Annotated in this window: 11 protein-coding genes; 8 read left to right on the top strand and 3 right to left on the bottom strand. The window is 70.8% G+C overall.

The annotated features are described in order from the left end of the window. Window positions 1–8: 8 nt before the first annotated feature. From OG912_RS29510 to OG912_RS29520, 3 genes are all read left to right on the top strand, one after another. On the top strand, window positions 9–1,073 hold the full coding sequence (locus OG912_RS29510; RefSeq protein WP_327711977.1) for a quaternary amine ABC transporter ATP-binding protein: 1,065 nt from the start codon (window positions 9–11) through the stop codon (window positions 1,071–1,073). Beyond that, window positions 1,066–3,702 (top strand): ABC transporter permease/substrate binding protein, encoded by a 2,637-nt coding sequence (locus OG912_RS29515; protein ID WP_327711978.1) that lies wholly within the window; start codon window positions 1,066–1,068, stop codon window positions 3,700–3,702. Before OG912_RS29510 ends, OG912_RS29515 begins: the two co-directional genes overlap by 8 nt. A 171-nt stretch (window positions 3,703–3,873) precedes the next feature. After that, window positions 3,874–4,419, top strand: a complete 546-nt coding sequence (locus OG912_RS29520) for a helix-turn-helix domain-containing protein (RefSeq protein ID WP_326735213.1) — start codon at window positions 3,874–3,876, stop codon at window positions 4,417–4,419. A gap of 55 nt (window positions 4,420–4,474) precedes the next feature. Here the strand turns inward: OG912_RS29520 and OG912_RS29525 are convergent, their stop codons facing one another. Then, window positions 4,475–5,629 carry a TDT family transporter gene (locus OG912_RS29525; RefSeq protein ID WP_327711979.1) on the bottom strand — a complete coding sequence of 385 codons (1,155 nt, stop codon included), beginning with the start codon at window positions 5,627–5,629 and terminating at the stop codon, window positions 4,475–4,477. Between the two features lie 70 nt (window positions 5,630–5,699). On the opposite strand from OG912_RS29525, the gene OG912_RS29530 reads away from it, so the two are divergent. After that, window positions 5,700–6,632, top strand: a complete 933-nt coding sequence (locus OG912_RS29530; RefSeq protein ID WP_327711980.1) for a LysR family transcriptional regulator — start codon at window positions 5,700–5,702, stop codon at window positions 6,630–6,632. 21 nt (window positions 6,633–6,653) lie between these two features. Here the strand turns inward: OG912_RS29530 and OG912_RS29535 are convergent, their stop codons facing one another. Next, a complete protein-coding gene (locus OG912_RS29535; RefSeq protein WP_327711981.1) occupies window positions 6,654–7,718 on the bottom strand; it encodes a class I SAM-dependent methyltransferase in 1,065 nt (354 codons plus the stop codon). 188 nt (window positions 7,719–7,906) lie between these two features. Next, window positions 7,907–8,605 (bottom strand): gamma-glutamyl-gamma-aminobutyrate hydrolase family protein, encoded by a 699-nt coding sequence (locus OG912_RS29540; RefSeq protein WP_327711982.1) that lies wholly within the window; start codon window positions 8,603–8,605, stop codon window positions 7,907–7,909. 114 nt (window positions 8,606–8,719) lie between these two features. On the opposite strand from OG912_RS29540, the gene OG912_RS29545 reads away from it, so the two are divergent. Genes OG912_RS29545 through OG912_RS29560 form a run of 4 tightly spaced genes read left to right on the top strand, consistent with a single transcriptional unit; the run spans window position 8,720 to window position 13,223 of the window. Next, window positions 8,720–10,087 carry a glutamine synthetase family protein gene (locus tag OG912_RS29545; RefSeq protein WP_327711983.1) on the top strand — a complete coding sequence of 456 codons (1,368 nt, stop codon included), beginning with the start codon at window positions 8,720–8,722 and terminating at the stop codon, window positions 10,085–10,087. A gap of 8 nt (window positions 10,088–10,095) precedes the next feature. Next, on the top strand, window positions 10,096–11,460 hold the full coding sequence (locus OG912_RS29550; protein ID WP_327711984.1) for an aldehyde dehydrogenase family protein: 1,365 nt from the start codon (window positions 10,096–10,098) through the stop codon (window positions 11,458–11,460). A 6-nt stretch (window positions 11,461–11,466) separates the two neighbouring features. Continuing rightward, window positions 11,467–12,255: a 3-oxoacyl-ACP reductase gene (locus OG912_RS29555; RefSeq protein ID WP_327711985.1), complete on the top strand. Its 789-nt coding sequence runs from the start codon at window positions 11,467–11,469 to the stop codon at window positions 12,253–12,255. 44 nt (window positions 12,256–12,299) lie between these two features. Next, a complete protein-coding gene (locus tag OG912_RS29560; protein WP_327711986.1) occupies window positions 12,300–13,223 on the top strand; it encodes a DUF2510 domain-containing protein in 924 nt (307 codons plus the stop codon). The last annotated feature ends 12 nt before the right edge of the window (window positions 13,224–13,235 follow it).

Below are 13,235 nucleotides of genomic sequence, written 5' to 3' on the forward strand. Positions count from 1 at the left end.
ATCAAGCCGTGCAGAAACTCGAGAGCGGCACGGACCGCGACGAGCTGCGCGCCGACGGAACGACCGCAGCGGTGATCGACGCATCGTTCACCGTGGAACCGGGCCAGATCTTCGTCGTGATGGGTCTGTCCGGGTCCGGCAAGTCCACGTTGCTGCGCATGCTCAACGGGCTGCTGGAGCCCACCGCCGGCAAGGTGCTCTTCGACGGCCAGGACCTGACCGCCCTGAGCCCCGCCGAGCTGCGGCATGTCCGTTCCACCAAGATCAGCATGGTGTTCCAGCACTTTGCGCTCTTCCCCCACCGAAGCGTCCTGGAGAACGCCGGATACGGCCTTGAGGTGCAGGGTGTGCCGCGCGCCGAGCGCAACCGCCGCGCCGCCGAGGCACTGGAGATGACCGGCCTCGCCGGCTGGGAGAAGTCCTGGCCCGACGAGCTCTCGGGCGGTATGCAGCAGCGCGTCGGCCTGGCCCGCGCGCTCGCCACCGACGCCGACCTGCTCCTGATGGACGAGTCCTTCAGCGCGCTCGACCCGCTGATCCGCCGCGACATGCAGGACCAGCTCCTGGAACTGCAGAAGCGGCTGAAGAAGACCATCGTCTTCATCACCCACGACCTCAACGAGGCCATGCGCCTCGGCGACCGCATCGCGGTGATGCGCGACGGCGAGATAGTCCAGCTCGGCACCGCCGAGGACATCCTCGTCACCCCGGCCAACGAGTACGTCGCGTCCTTCACCCAGGACGTGGACCGTTCCCGGGTGCTGACCGCGGGCGCCATCATGGCCGAACCGCACACCGTGATGGGCACCAGGACCGACGACGGCAAGGAACTGCGTACGCCCGCCGACGTCCTGCGGGAGGCCCCGGCCACCGTTTCCGAGTCCACCCCGATCATCGAGCTGTTCACGCCCTGTTCGCAGAGCGGTGTCGCGGTCGCGGTGACCGACGACAAGGGCAAGCTCATCGGCGTCGTGCCGAGGGCCCGGCTGCTCGCCGTGCTCGGTGAGCCGATGACCCCCACCGAGGCTCCCCAGGACGCCAAGGCCTCGCTGAAGAAGGTGGCCAATGTTTAGGCTCCACCTCGGCGACTGGGTCGACTCCGCCGTCGACTGGCTCCAGACCCACCTGGCCTGGCTCTTCGACGCCATCAGCTCCGTCGTGAGCGGCATGTTCGACGGCATCGCCGCCGTACTCTCCGCCCCCGCCCCCCTGCTCTTCGCGGGCATCGTCGCCGTCATCGCCTGGTGGCTGCGCGGCCTGCTCGCCGGTGTGCTCGCGTTCGTCGGCTTCGCCCTCATCGACTCCGTCGAGTTGTGGGACGAAGCGATGGACACCCTCACCCTGGTGCTCGTCGCGACCATCGTGACGCTGGTCCTGGCCATCCCGCTCGGTATCTGGGCGTCCCGCTCGAAGACCGTCAGCGCGGTGACCCGGCCGGTCCTGGACTTCATGCAGACCATGCCCGCCATGGTCTACCTGATCCCCGGCGTCATCTTCTTCGGCGTCGGCGTCGTCCCCGGGATCATCGCCACCATCATCTTCGCGCTGCCCCCGGGCGTCCGGATGACCGAGCTCGGCATCCGCCAGGTCGACGGCGAACTCGTCGAGGCGGCCGAGGCGTTCGGCACCACATCACGCAACACCCTGCTGCGGGTGCAGCTGCCGCTCGCGCTGCCCACGATCATGGCGGGCATCAACCAGGTCATCATGCTGGGCCTGTCCATGGTGGTCATCGCCGGCATGGTCGGCGGCGGCGGCCTCGGTGGCTCCGTCTACCGAGCCATCGGCAACGTCGACGTGGGCCTCGGCTTCGAGGCCGGCGTCTCCATCGTCGTCCTGGCGATGTACCTGGACCGCATGACCAGCGCGCTGGGCCGCGAGGTCTCCCCGCTCGCCCGCCGCGCGCTCGCCAAGGCGCAGTCGGTGACCGGCGGACTCAAGGTGTGGAACTACCGCCCGCAGCCCGTCGTCGCCATGGTCGGCATCGTCGTCCTCGCGCTCGTCGCCGGTGGCATGGGCATGTTCGGTTCCTCGAACTCGGACGACACCGCGGGCTCCGACCCGAAGAACGTCGGCGCCGGCAAGAAGATCAGCATGGGCTACATCCCGTGGGACGAAGGCATCGCCTCCACCTTCCTCTGGAAGGAGCTGCTGGAGCAGCGCGGCTTCGAGGTCGACGTCAAGCAGTACGAGGCCGGCGCGCTGTACACCGGCATGGCGGGCGGTCAGATCGACTTCGAGACCGACTCCTGGCTGCCGGTCACCCACGCCGCGTACTGGAAGAAGTACAAGGACCGCCTGGAGGACATGGGGTCCTGGTACGGCCCCACCTCGCTGGAGCTCGCCGTCCCCTCGTACGTGAAGGGCGTCGACTCCCTCGACGACCTCAAGGGCAAGGCGTCCGACTTCAAGGGCCGGATCGTCGGCATCGAGCCGAGCGCCGGTGAGACGGGCCTGCTCAAGGACAAGATCCTGCCGGGCTACGGCCTGGACAAGGAGTACAAGGTCGTCGACGGCTCCACCCCGGCGATGCTGGCCGAGCTGAAGCGCGCGTACGCCAAGAAGGAACCGATCGTCGTTCCTCTCTGGTCGCCGCACTGGGCGTACAACCAGTACGACCTCACCAAGCTCAAGGACCCCAAGAACCTCTGGGGCAAGGGTGACGGCATCCACACGCTGACCCGCAAGGGCTTCGCGGCCGACAACCCCGAGGTCGGCAACTGGCTCAAGAACTTCAAGATGACCGAGGACCAGCTCACCAGTCTTGAGGCGCAGATCCAGAAGAGTGGCTCCGGCAAGGAGCAGGAGGCCGTCCGGACCTGGCTGAAGGCCAACCCGGGCGTCGCCGACAAGTGGACCCCGGTCAAGAAGGCCGCCACCTCCAAGGGAGCCAACGGCAAGGACGAGCGCGACCGCGCCGTCGAGATGGCCTGGTTCCCCTGGGAGGAGGACATCGCCGCCACGTACCTGTGGAAGGCCGTCCTGGAGGACCGCGGTTACAAGATCAACCTCAAGCAGTTCGAGGTCGGCCCGATGTACGCCGCGATGTCCCGCGGCCAGATCGACGTGCAGTTCGACGGCTGGCTGCCGTACACCCAGAAGAACTACTGGGACAAGTACGGCCCCAAGCTGACCGACATCGGCTCGTGGTACGGCCCGACCTCCATCGAGATCGCGGTGCCCGACTACGTCAAGGACGTGAAGTCCCTGGCGGACCTGAAGGGCAAGGGCTCGCAGTTCAACGGCCGGATCATCGGCATCGAACCGGGCACCGCCACGATGGAGAACCTCAAGAAGAACGTGCTCCCGGGCTACGGCCTGGACAAGGAGTACAAGGTCGTCGACGGCTCCACTCCGGCGATGCTGGCCGAGCTGAAGCGCGCGTACGCCAAGAAGGAGCCCGTGGCCGTCGTGCTGTGGACCCCGCACTGGGCGTACAGCGAGTACAGGATGACCAAGCTCCAGGACCCGAAGAAGGCCTTCGGTGACGGCGACCGGCTGCACACCATCGCCTCCAAGGAGTTCCCGCAGAACTACCCGCAGCTCACCAAGTGGTTCAAGGACTTCAAGCTCAGCGAGGACCAGCTCGCCGGCCTGGAGAACCAGATCCAGAAGCGCGGCGCGGGGCACGAGGAGGAAGCCGTGAAGGCCTGGATGGACATGAATCCGGGCATCGCGGACAAGATGGCTCCTCAGCAGTAACAGCGGCAGCGGCCCCACCAGGGGCAACGGCACGGAAAGGGGTGGGCACCGCCGGTGGCGGCGCCCACCCCTTTCGGGCTGTCCGGACGACTCTTTCCCCGCCGTCCTCGCGTAACGGTGTGCGTAAGGTGCTGGCAAGCGGAAGGATGGCGAGTCGGGAGGGAGCCGGACATGGACGACAAGGAAACACTCCGGGTGGGTGCCGCGGTCCGCCGACAGCGCAGATCCCTGGGACTCACCCTGGCAGCGGTCGCCGCGCGCAGCGGTCTGTCCGTGCCGTTTCTCAGCCAGATCGAGAACGAACGGGCCAGGCCCAGCGCCCGTTCCCTGGACCGGGTCGCCGAAGCGCTGGAGACCACCACCGCACGCCTGCGCGCCGCCGCGGACTCGGCGCGCGCGGTCGAGGTCGTGCGCGGGGCACAGGAGGACGGCGTACGCAGGGTGGTGCGCGGCCGCCATCAGCTCAGTGCCCTCGAATTCACCGGGGAGCTCGACCTGGGGCGCGAGTTCCAGCACCGCAACGACGAGGTGATGTACGTCGCGGAGGGCGCCGCCGAGGTCGAGGCCGAGGGCCAGGCCTACCGGCTGGAGCGCGGCGACACGCTGTTCCTCTCGGGCGGGGTGCGGCATCGCTGGCGGGCCACGGTCCCCGGCACCCGGCTGCTGGTCGTCGCGGTCGCCGAGCACGTCGACGCCACGTTCGACCCGCGGCGCTGAGGTCCGCGGCGCCGAGGTCCCCGGCGCCGAGGTCCCCGGCGGGGCGGGGCGGGGCTCAGGCGGCGGGGGCCGTCACCGCCACAGGCGCCGGCTTCTGCGGAGCCGCGAGCAGTACCCCGCTCAGCAGCCCGCGCACCGTGCGCACCCCGGCCACCGCCCAGGCGGCCACCAGCAGCACGTACAGCGCGACGGCCAGCCAGGTGAACGCCGTCAGACCGGTGTGCCGGGCCAGACCGGCTGCGCCCGTCACGCACGTACCGACGGGGAAGGTGAAGCCCCACCACGTCATGGCGAACGTCATCCCGCCCCGAACCGCCCGCACCACCAGGGCGACGGACAGCGCCAGCCACAGCAGCGCGAACCCCATCACCGGCACCCCGTACAGCACGGCGAAGGCGCTGAAGGCGGAGGCGTACGGCGCCTGGATCGCCCCCGGCGCCACATCGGCCAGCGCGTTGACCGCGGTCGTCGACTGGCCCAGCGGGCCGAGCACCAGGAACAGGGTGGGCGTCAGCACGAGCGGCAGCGGACCGCGGTGGACCAGCCGGGCGAAGACCAGCGGCAGCATCACCAGCGTCGCCAGCAGACTCAGTCCGAACATCGCGTAGCAGGCGAGCAGCATCGCCTCCCGCCACTGCCCCTCCGGAAGTTCCGCCACCAGCAGCGGGCCGAGAGCGGCGGACACCATGGGGGCCACCACGGGCAGCAGCCACACGGGGGACGCGGTGCCGGGCTCCGGCCGATGGCGCACGATCATCAGATACGGAATCGCCACGGCCGCGGCCAGTCCGGTCAGTGTGCCCGCCGTGTACAGCACCACATCCAGGGCGAGCGCCGCCTGATGTCCGATCACGTCCTTGCCGACGACCATCCCGGAGCCCCCGACGGCCAGCAGCGCCATCGACAGACAGCCGTAGAACGGTGCGACCGCCGGGTCCAGGAGATGGGCGCGGGCCTGGTCGCGATGCGCGGCCCAGTGCCCGGCGCGGGCTGCGAGCACTGCGGCCAGCAGAACCGCGGAGAGCACCCACACCAGCGTGCAGGCCGTCCGCAGCCCGGGAACGTGCACGGGCAGGGCGACGCCCGCACTTGCGACGATCGCGGTGCCCATGACGGTCGCGTACCAGTTGGGGCCGAAGTGCCGCAGGGCCGGCTGCCGGGCGGCGGCGGAGTACGGAGGAGCGGTTCGGGTCTGCGGAAAGATGGCCATGCCACGAGTTTCGGCGCCCGGACCGTGCCCCACCAGGGAGTCCCGGCCTATGAGGTCATAAAGTGGACTTATGACCAGCGACCTGCCTGCCCTTCTGTCCCACCGGGTACCCGATCTCGGCGCGCTGGAGCTGCTCCTCGCCGTCGCCCGGCACGGCAGCCTCGGACGCGCCGCCCGGGACGTAGGCATCACCCAGCCCGCCGCCAGCAGCCGGATCCGCTCGATGGAACGCCAGCTCGGCCTCGCCCTCCTCGACCGCTCACCCCGCGGTTCCCGTCTCACCGACGCGGGCGCGCTCGTCACCGACTGGGCGCGCCGGGTCGTCGAGGCGGCCGAGGCGTTCGACGCGGGCGCCCAGGCGCTGCGGGACCGCCGCGACTCGCGGCTGCGGGTCGCCGCCTCCATGACCATCGCCGAATACCTGCTCCCCGGCTGGCTGATAGCGCTGCGCGGCGAACGGCCGGACACCGCGGTGTCGCTGCTCGCCGGCAACTCCGCGGTGGTCGCACAGCGGCTGCTGACCGGCGAGGCGGACCTCGGCTTCGTCGAGGGGCTGTCCGTGCCGGAGGGGCTCGACGGCACGGTCATCGCGCACGACCGCCTGGTCGTCGTGGTCGCCCCGTCGCACCCCTGGGCCCGCCGGCGCACACCGCTGACCCCGCAGGAGCTGGCCGTGACCCCGCTGATCCTGCGCGAACACGGCTCCGGCACCCGCCAGGTCCTGGACGCCGCCCTCGCCGTGCACGGGGGACTGGCCCAGCCGCTCCTCGAACTCTCCTCCACGACAGCGGTGAAGGGGGCGGCGGAGAGCGGAGCCGGACCCTGCGTCCTGAGCGAACTGGCCCTCGGTGAGGAACTCTCCGCCCGGCGCCTGGTCAAGGTGCCGATCGCCGGAGTCCGCCTGCGCCGCCAGCTCCGCGCCGTCTGGCCCGCGGGCCACCGGCCCACGGGCCCGGCCCGCGATCTGCTCTCCCTCACACGGTCGGGCCCGTCCGGCGGCTGACGACGTTCGTCATCGATACCTCTAGCGCCGCGCCACGTAGTACACGTTCAGGATGTCGCCCTCGACCCGCTGGGTGTCGATCCGGCCGAATCCGGCTTCCCCGAGCATCCTGCGGGCGGTCTGCTCACCCCAGACGGTGCCCAGACCCTCACCGCCCTCGCCCAGCGAGACGCTCATGCAGTAGAAGACCGAGAACGTGTACAGCGCCGGGCCCAGCGGATGGTCGATGTTCTCCTCCAGCCGGCTGGACGCCGCGATGTCCCCCATCAGGAACACACCGTCCTGCGCCAGGGCATTGGCGACGGCGGCCAGTGTGCGTACCGGCCGGGCCAGGTCATGGATGACATCGAACGCCGTGATCAGGTCGTAGGAGCCGTCCAGTTCGGCGCAGTCGCCGACATCGAAGGCGGTGTTGGTCAGTCCCAGCGAGGCGGCCTCGGCACGAGCGGCGGCGATGCCCTCGTCGGACATGTCGAGACCCTGGAAGCGGCTCGCCGGAAAGGTTCTGGCCAGGACGTTGACCGCGTGACCGTGGCCGGTACCGATGTCCAGCACCTCGATGCCCGCGCGCAACCGCTCCGGGAGACCGGGCACCAACGGAACGATCCCGTTCACCAGAGCCAGGTCGAAGACCTCGCCGGACTCCTCCGCCTGAAGGGACTGGAACCGCGGATACGCGGAGTACGGCAGCCCGCGCCCCGTGCGGAACGCCTCCAGCACCTGCTGCTCGACCTCGCCCATCATGCCGAAGTCCTGCGCGATCCGGGCCAGGTTGTCCGGCCCGGCCGACCGTGTCAGCGAGGCGGCATGCTCGGGGGGCAGTGCGTACGTCCCGTGGTCGGGCTCGTAGTCGACGATGCCGCCGACGACCATCGCGCCCAGCCACTCCCGTACGTACCGCTCGTTCAGTCCGGCGGCCTTCGCGATCTCCCCACTCGTGGCCGGCGCCATGCCCGCCATCGTGTCGAACAGACCGCTCTGGTGGCCCAGGCCCGCCATGAGACCCAGGCAGGTGTCGTTCACCACCTGGACCATGCGGCCCGCGAACGCCTCCTGCTTCACCGCATCCGGTGTGATGACGGACATCGCTCCTCCTCTCGCCATCGGGCCACGAGGGGGAGACGGGGCAGACAGGATTCGCGCTCACGACGGGCGGCCCGACGGGACTGCGGCGGATACTCTCCTGCCCGCCACGCTACGCCGCCCGGGTGCCGACGGCCGCCCGGGACAGCGGCCGTTCCCGCGGGGACCACCGAGCACCCGCCGGCCGCCCCTCAGCCGGCCGGCGCCGCCGCCGCGACCAACGCCCGCATCACCCGCACGTCGTCACCCATCTCCGGATGCCACTGCACCCCGAGCACCCACCCCGGCCCCGGGAGCTCGACCGCCTCCACCGTGCCGTCCGCCGCATGCGCCGACGCCACCAGGCCCGCGCCGAGCCGGTCCACGGCCTGGTGGTGGTAGGCCGGTACATCGCACGGGCCGGGCGCCACGGACGCGTACAGCGTCCCCGCGACCGGTGTCACCGGGTGCGAACCGAACACGCCTGTCGCCCCGTCAGGGCCCGTGTGACCGTCCAGATGCTGGGTCAGCGTGCCGCCGAGCGCCACGTTCAGCAACTGCATCCCGCGGCAGATCCCGAGCAAGGGGGTGCCCGACTCCAGCGCCGCCCCGATCAGCGCCGCCTCCCAGCCGTCCCGCTCCGGCGCGGCCGGCCCGGTCCGCGGGTCGCGCTCCGCCTCGTACCGCGCGGGGTCCACATCCGGCCCGCCCGCCACCACTACCGCGTCGAGCCGGGCCACCACCGACGCCGCGAGCTCCGGCGTGTCCGGAGGCAGCAGCACGGCCACCCCGCCCGCCTCCCGGACCAGCCGGGCGTAACCGGCGGGCAGGAGCGTGGCCGGCAGGTCCCAGACGCCCCAGCGGGCCGAGGCGACCAGGTAGGTACTGACACCGATCAGCGGACGGTTCATGGGTCCCCTCACTTCACTCGTACGGCACGCGGCACGCACCGGCACCGTATCCAAATCCCTTGTGCTGCCCATAGATTTGGATCATCTGTCGGCCTGCGAGGAGAGGATCCATCCGTGTCCGACCGAACAGCCCCGCTCGCCGTCGAGGAACTCCGCCTCCTCGTCGACAGCGATGAGATCGACACCGTGGTCCTGGCCTTCCCCGACATGCAGGGACGCCTCCAGGGGAAACGCTTCGCCGCCGCCTTCTTCCTCGACGAGGTCGTCCCGCACGGCACCGAGGGCTGCAACTACCTCCTCGCCGTCGACACCGACATGAACACCGTCGACGGGTACGCCATGTCCTCCTGGGACCGCGGCTACGGCGACTTCGCCATGCACCCCGACCTCGCCACGCTGCGCCGCGTGCCCTGGAACGAGTCCACCGCGATGGTCACCGCCGACCTCACCTGGGCCGACGGCTCACCCGTCATCGCCGCGCCCCGCCAGATCCTGCGCCGCCAGCTGGAACGCCTCGCGGAGCACGGCTACACGGCCCACGTCGGCACCGAGCTCGAATTCATCGTCTTCAAGGACACCTACGAACAGGCCTGGGACCGCGGCTACCGCGACCTGACCCCGGTCAACCAGTACAACGTCGACTACAGCGTCCTCGGCACCGGCCGCGTCGAGCCCCTGCTGCGCCGCATCCGCAACGAGATGGCGGGCGCGGGCCTCACCGTCGAGTCCGCCAAGGGCGAGTGCAACCCCGGCCAGCACGAGATCGTGTTCCGGTACGACGAAGCCCTGGTCACCTGCGACCAGCACGCCGTCTACAAGACGGGCGCGAAGGAGATCGCCGCGCAGGAGGGCGTCGCGCTCACCTTCATGGCCAAGTTCAACGAGCGCGAGGGCAACTCGTGCCACATCCACCTCTCGCTCCGGTCCACCGGCACGCCCGGACGCAGCGCCATGGCGGACACCGACGGCACCATGACCCCGCTCATGCGGCACTTCCTCGCCGGACAGCTCGCCGCCCTGCGCGACTTCTCCCTCCTGTACGCGCCGAACATCAACTCCTACAAACGCTTCCAGCCGGGCTCCTTCGCCCCGACCGCCGTCGCCTGGGGCCACGACAACCGCACCTGCGCCCTGCGCGTCGTGGGACACGGCCAGTCCCTGCGCCTGGAGAACCGGCTCCCCGGCGGCGACGTCAACCCGTACCTCGCCGTCGCCGGACTCGTCGCCGCGGGCCTGTACGGCATCGAGCACGCGCTCGAACTCCCCGAGCCGTGCGAGGGCAACGCCTATGCCGCCGCGTACGACCACGTCCCCACCACCCTGCGTGAGGCGGCCGAGCTGTGGGAGCACAGCGAGATCGCCCGCGAGGCCTTCGGCGACGAGATCGTGGCCCACTACCGCAACATGGCACGCGTCGAACTCGACGCCTTCGACGCAGCGGTGACCGACTGGGAAATCCGACGCTCCTTCGAACGACTGTGAGGGCCGCCTTGATCCATGAGCACCAGGTACTGAACCCGGCGACGGAGGAACTCCTCGCCGCCGTCCCCGCGACCTCGGCTGCCGAGGTGGACGCCGCCGTCACCCGCGCCGCCGCGGCCCAGCAGGTCTGGGCCGCCCTCGCCCCCGCCGACCGGGCGCGGCTGCTGCGCCGTTTCGCCGTCGCCGTCGACTCCCACATCGAGGAGCTGGCCGGGCTGGAGGTGCGGGAGGCCGGGCACACGGTCGGCAACGCGCGCTGGGAGGCGGGCAACGTCCGCGATCTGCTCGATTTCTCGGCCGGGGGAGTGGAGCGGCTCAGCGGCCGGCAGATCCCCGTCCCCGGCGGCATCGACCTCACCCTGCTCGAACCGCTCGGCGTCGTCGGGGTGATCGCCCCGTGGAACTTCCCCATGCCGATCGCCGCCTGGGGGACGGCCCCCGCCCTCGCAGCGGGCAACGCCGTGATCCTCAAACCCGCCGAGACCACCCCTCTGACCGCGCTCCGGCTCGCGGAACTCGCCCTGGACGCGGGCCTTCCCGAGCACCTCTTCCAGGTACTGCCGGGCGCGGGCGACGAGGCGGGCAACGCCCTCGTCGAGCACCCCGGAGTCGCCAAGATCGTCTTCACGGGCTCCACGCGCGTCGGCAAACAGATCATGGCCAAGTGCGCCGAACACGTGAAGCGGATCACCCTCGAACTCGGCGGCAAGAGCCCCAACATCGTCTTCGCCGACGCCGACATCGAAGCCGCGGCTGCCGCCGCCCCGCTGTCCTTCCTGGACAACGCGGGCCAGGACTGCTGCGCCCGCACCCGGATCCTCGTCCAGCGCTCCGTGTACGACCGTTTCCTGGAACTCCTCGCCCCGGCCCTCGCGGCGGTCGTCGTCGGTGACCCGGCCGACGAGAAGACACAGATGGGCCCGCTCATCTCACGTACCCAGCTGGAACGGGTACGGGGTTACGTCCCCGAGAACGCCGCCGCGCTCCGCGGCAGCGCGCCCGACGGCCCCGGATTCTGGTTCCCGCCGACCGTCCTCACCGGTGTGCCCGCACACGCGCCCGTCGCCACCGAGGAGGTCTTCGGCCCGGTCGCCGTCGTCCTGCCCTTCGAGGACGAGGCGGACGCCGTCCGGCTCGCCAACGCCACCGATTACGGCCTCGCGGGCTCCCTCTGGACCCGCGACGTGGGGCGTGCGCTGCGCGTCGCGCAGGCCGTCCGGGCGGGGAACCTCTCCGTCAACTCCCACTCCGCGGTCCGCTACTGGACACCGTTCGGCGGGTTCAAACAGTCGGGCCTCGGCCGGGAACTGGGCCCGGACGCCCTCACCGCCTTCACCGAAACCAAGAACGTCTTCCTCAGTACGGAGGCCTGAACCGGTATGACCACGGACAACGAGAACATCTGCCGCCGCCTCGTCGGCCGCACCGCCGTCATCACCGGCGCCGGCAGCGGCATCGGTCTGGCCACCGCCCACCGGCTCGCCTCCGAGGGGGCGCACATCGTCTGCGGCGACATCGACGAGACCGCGGGCAAGGCGGCCGCCGAAGCGGTCGGCGGCACCTTCGTACAGGTCGATGTCACCGATCCCGAGCAGGTCGAGGCGCTGTTCAAGGCGGCGTACGACACCTACGGCTCCGTCGACATCGCCTTCAACAACGCCGGGATCTCGCCGCCCGACGACGACTCCATCCTCACCACGGGGCTGGAGGCCTGGAAACGTGTCCAGGACGTCAACCTCACCTCCGTCTACCTCTGCTGCAAGGCCGCTCTGCCCTACATGCGGCGCCAGGGCCGGGGCTCGATCATCAACACCGCCTCGTTCGTCGCCAGGATGGGGGCGGCGACCTCGCAGATCTCGTACACCGCCTCCAAGGGCGGCGTACTGGCCATGTCGCGCGAACTGGGCATCCAGTTCGCCCGCGAGGGCATCCGGGTCAACGCCCTGTGCCCGGGACCGGTCAACACTCCGCTGCTCCAGGAGCTGTTCGCCAAGGACCCGGAGCGCGCGGCCCGCCGGCTCGTGCACATCCCGCTCGGCCGGTTCGCCGAGGCGACCGAGATCGCGGCAGCCGTCGCGTTCCTGGCGAGCGACGACTCCTCGTTCGTCAACGCCACCGACTTCCTCGTCGACGGCGGGATCTCCGGCGCGTACGTCACACCCCTGTAAGGCCCTGAGGGCCGGCCGCAGGCCGCGGAACCTAGAGTGGGGCGATGAGCAACGCGACACCGCCCGGCTGGTACCCGGACACGGCCGCACCCGGCAACGAGCGGTGGTGGGACGGCGCGTCATGGACCGCCCACACCCGCGCCTTCGCCACAGTGCCCTCCCCGGTCGTGCCCGGCCGGGGAGGAGGCGGTGGCAGCGCCAGGACCATCGCGCTCGTGGCGGCCGGCGTGGTGGTCGTGGGTGTGGCCGTGACAGGCGCGGTGCTGTTCGGCAGGGACGACGACGCCGCACCCACCGCGGCCCCGTCGGGCAGTTCCGCGCCGAAGGTCGCCGACACCGCCACCGACGCGTCACCCGACGACGAGAGCCCGTCGTCGGACGGCTCTGCGGCCGACGAGGATCCCACGGTGCTCGTCGACCAGCTCAACGGCATCACCCTGCCGATCCCCGACGGCTGGGAGCGGCCCGAAAGAACCGTCGGGGAACTGCTCACGATGCGCACCACCGACTCCTACGACTGCCCCGGCGCATTCTCCTCGTTCTGCTACCGCGGCACGGTGACCACCCGTACCCCCGGCGGCACCGACGCCACGACGCCCGAGGCGCTCGCCGAGGCGGACATCGGCGCCGCAGCGGACCGGGCCTACGAGGAGGACATCGTTGGCGCGCGGATCCACGGCGGCATCGTCTCCCACCGGCAGATCGCCGCCGGCCCGGTCAGCGTGGCCGGGCGCACCGGATATCAGGTGCGCTGGCGGGTCGTCACCGCGAAGGGGCCGGGCGGTTATGTGCAGTCGCTCGTCTTCCCCTCGGCCGTGGGCAGCGAGTCACCCGTCGTCGTCCGCTACGCCTTCGACGCGGGCCCCGACGGGCCGCCGCTCGCCCTCATGGACACCCTCACCCGAGGCATCCGGCCGATCGGCGACAGCGAGACGAGCGGGGGCGTCGGCAGCTCCGTCGCCCCCTGAGCGGCTGTCGGC

Source organism: Streptomyces sp. NBC_00464 (assembly GCF_036013915.1).
Classification (GTDB): Bacteria; Actinomycetota; Actinomycetes; order Streptomycetales; family Streptomycetaceae; genus Streptomyces.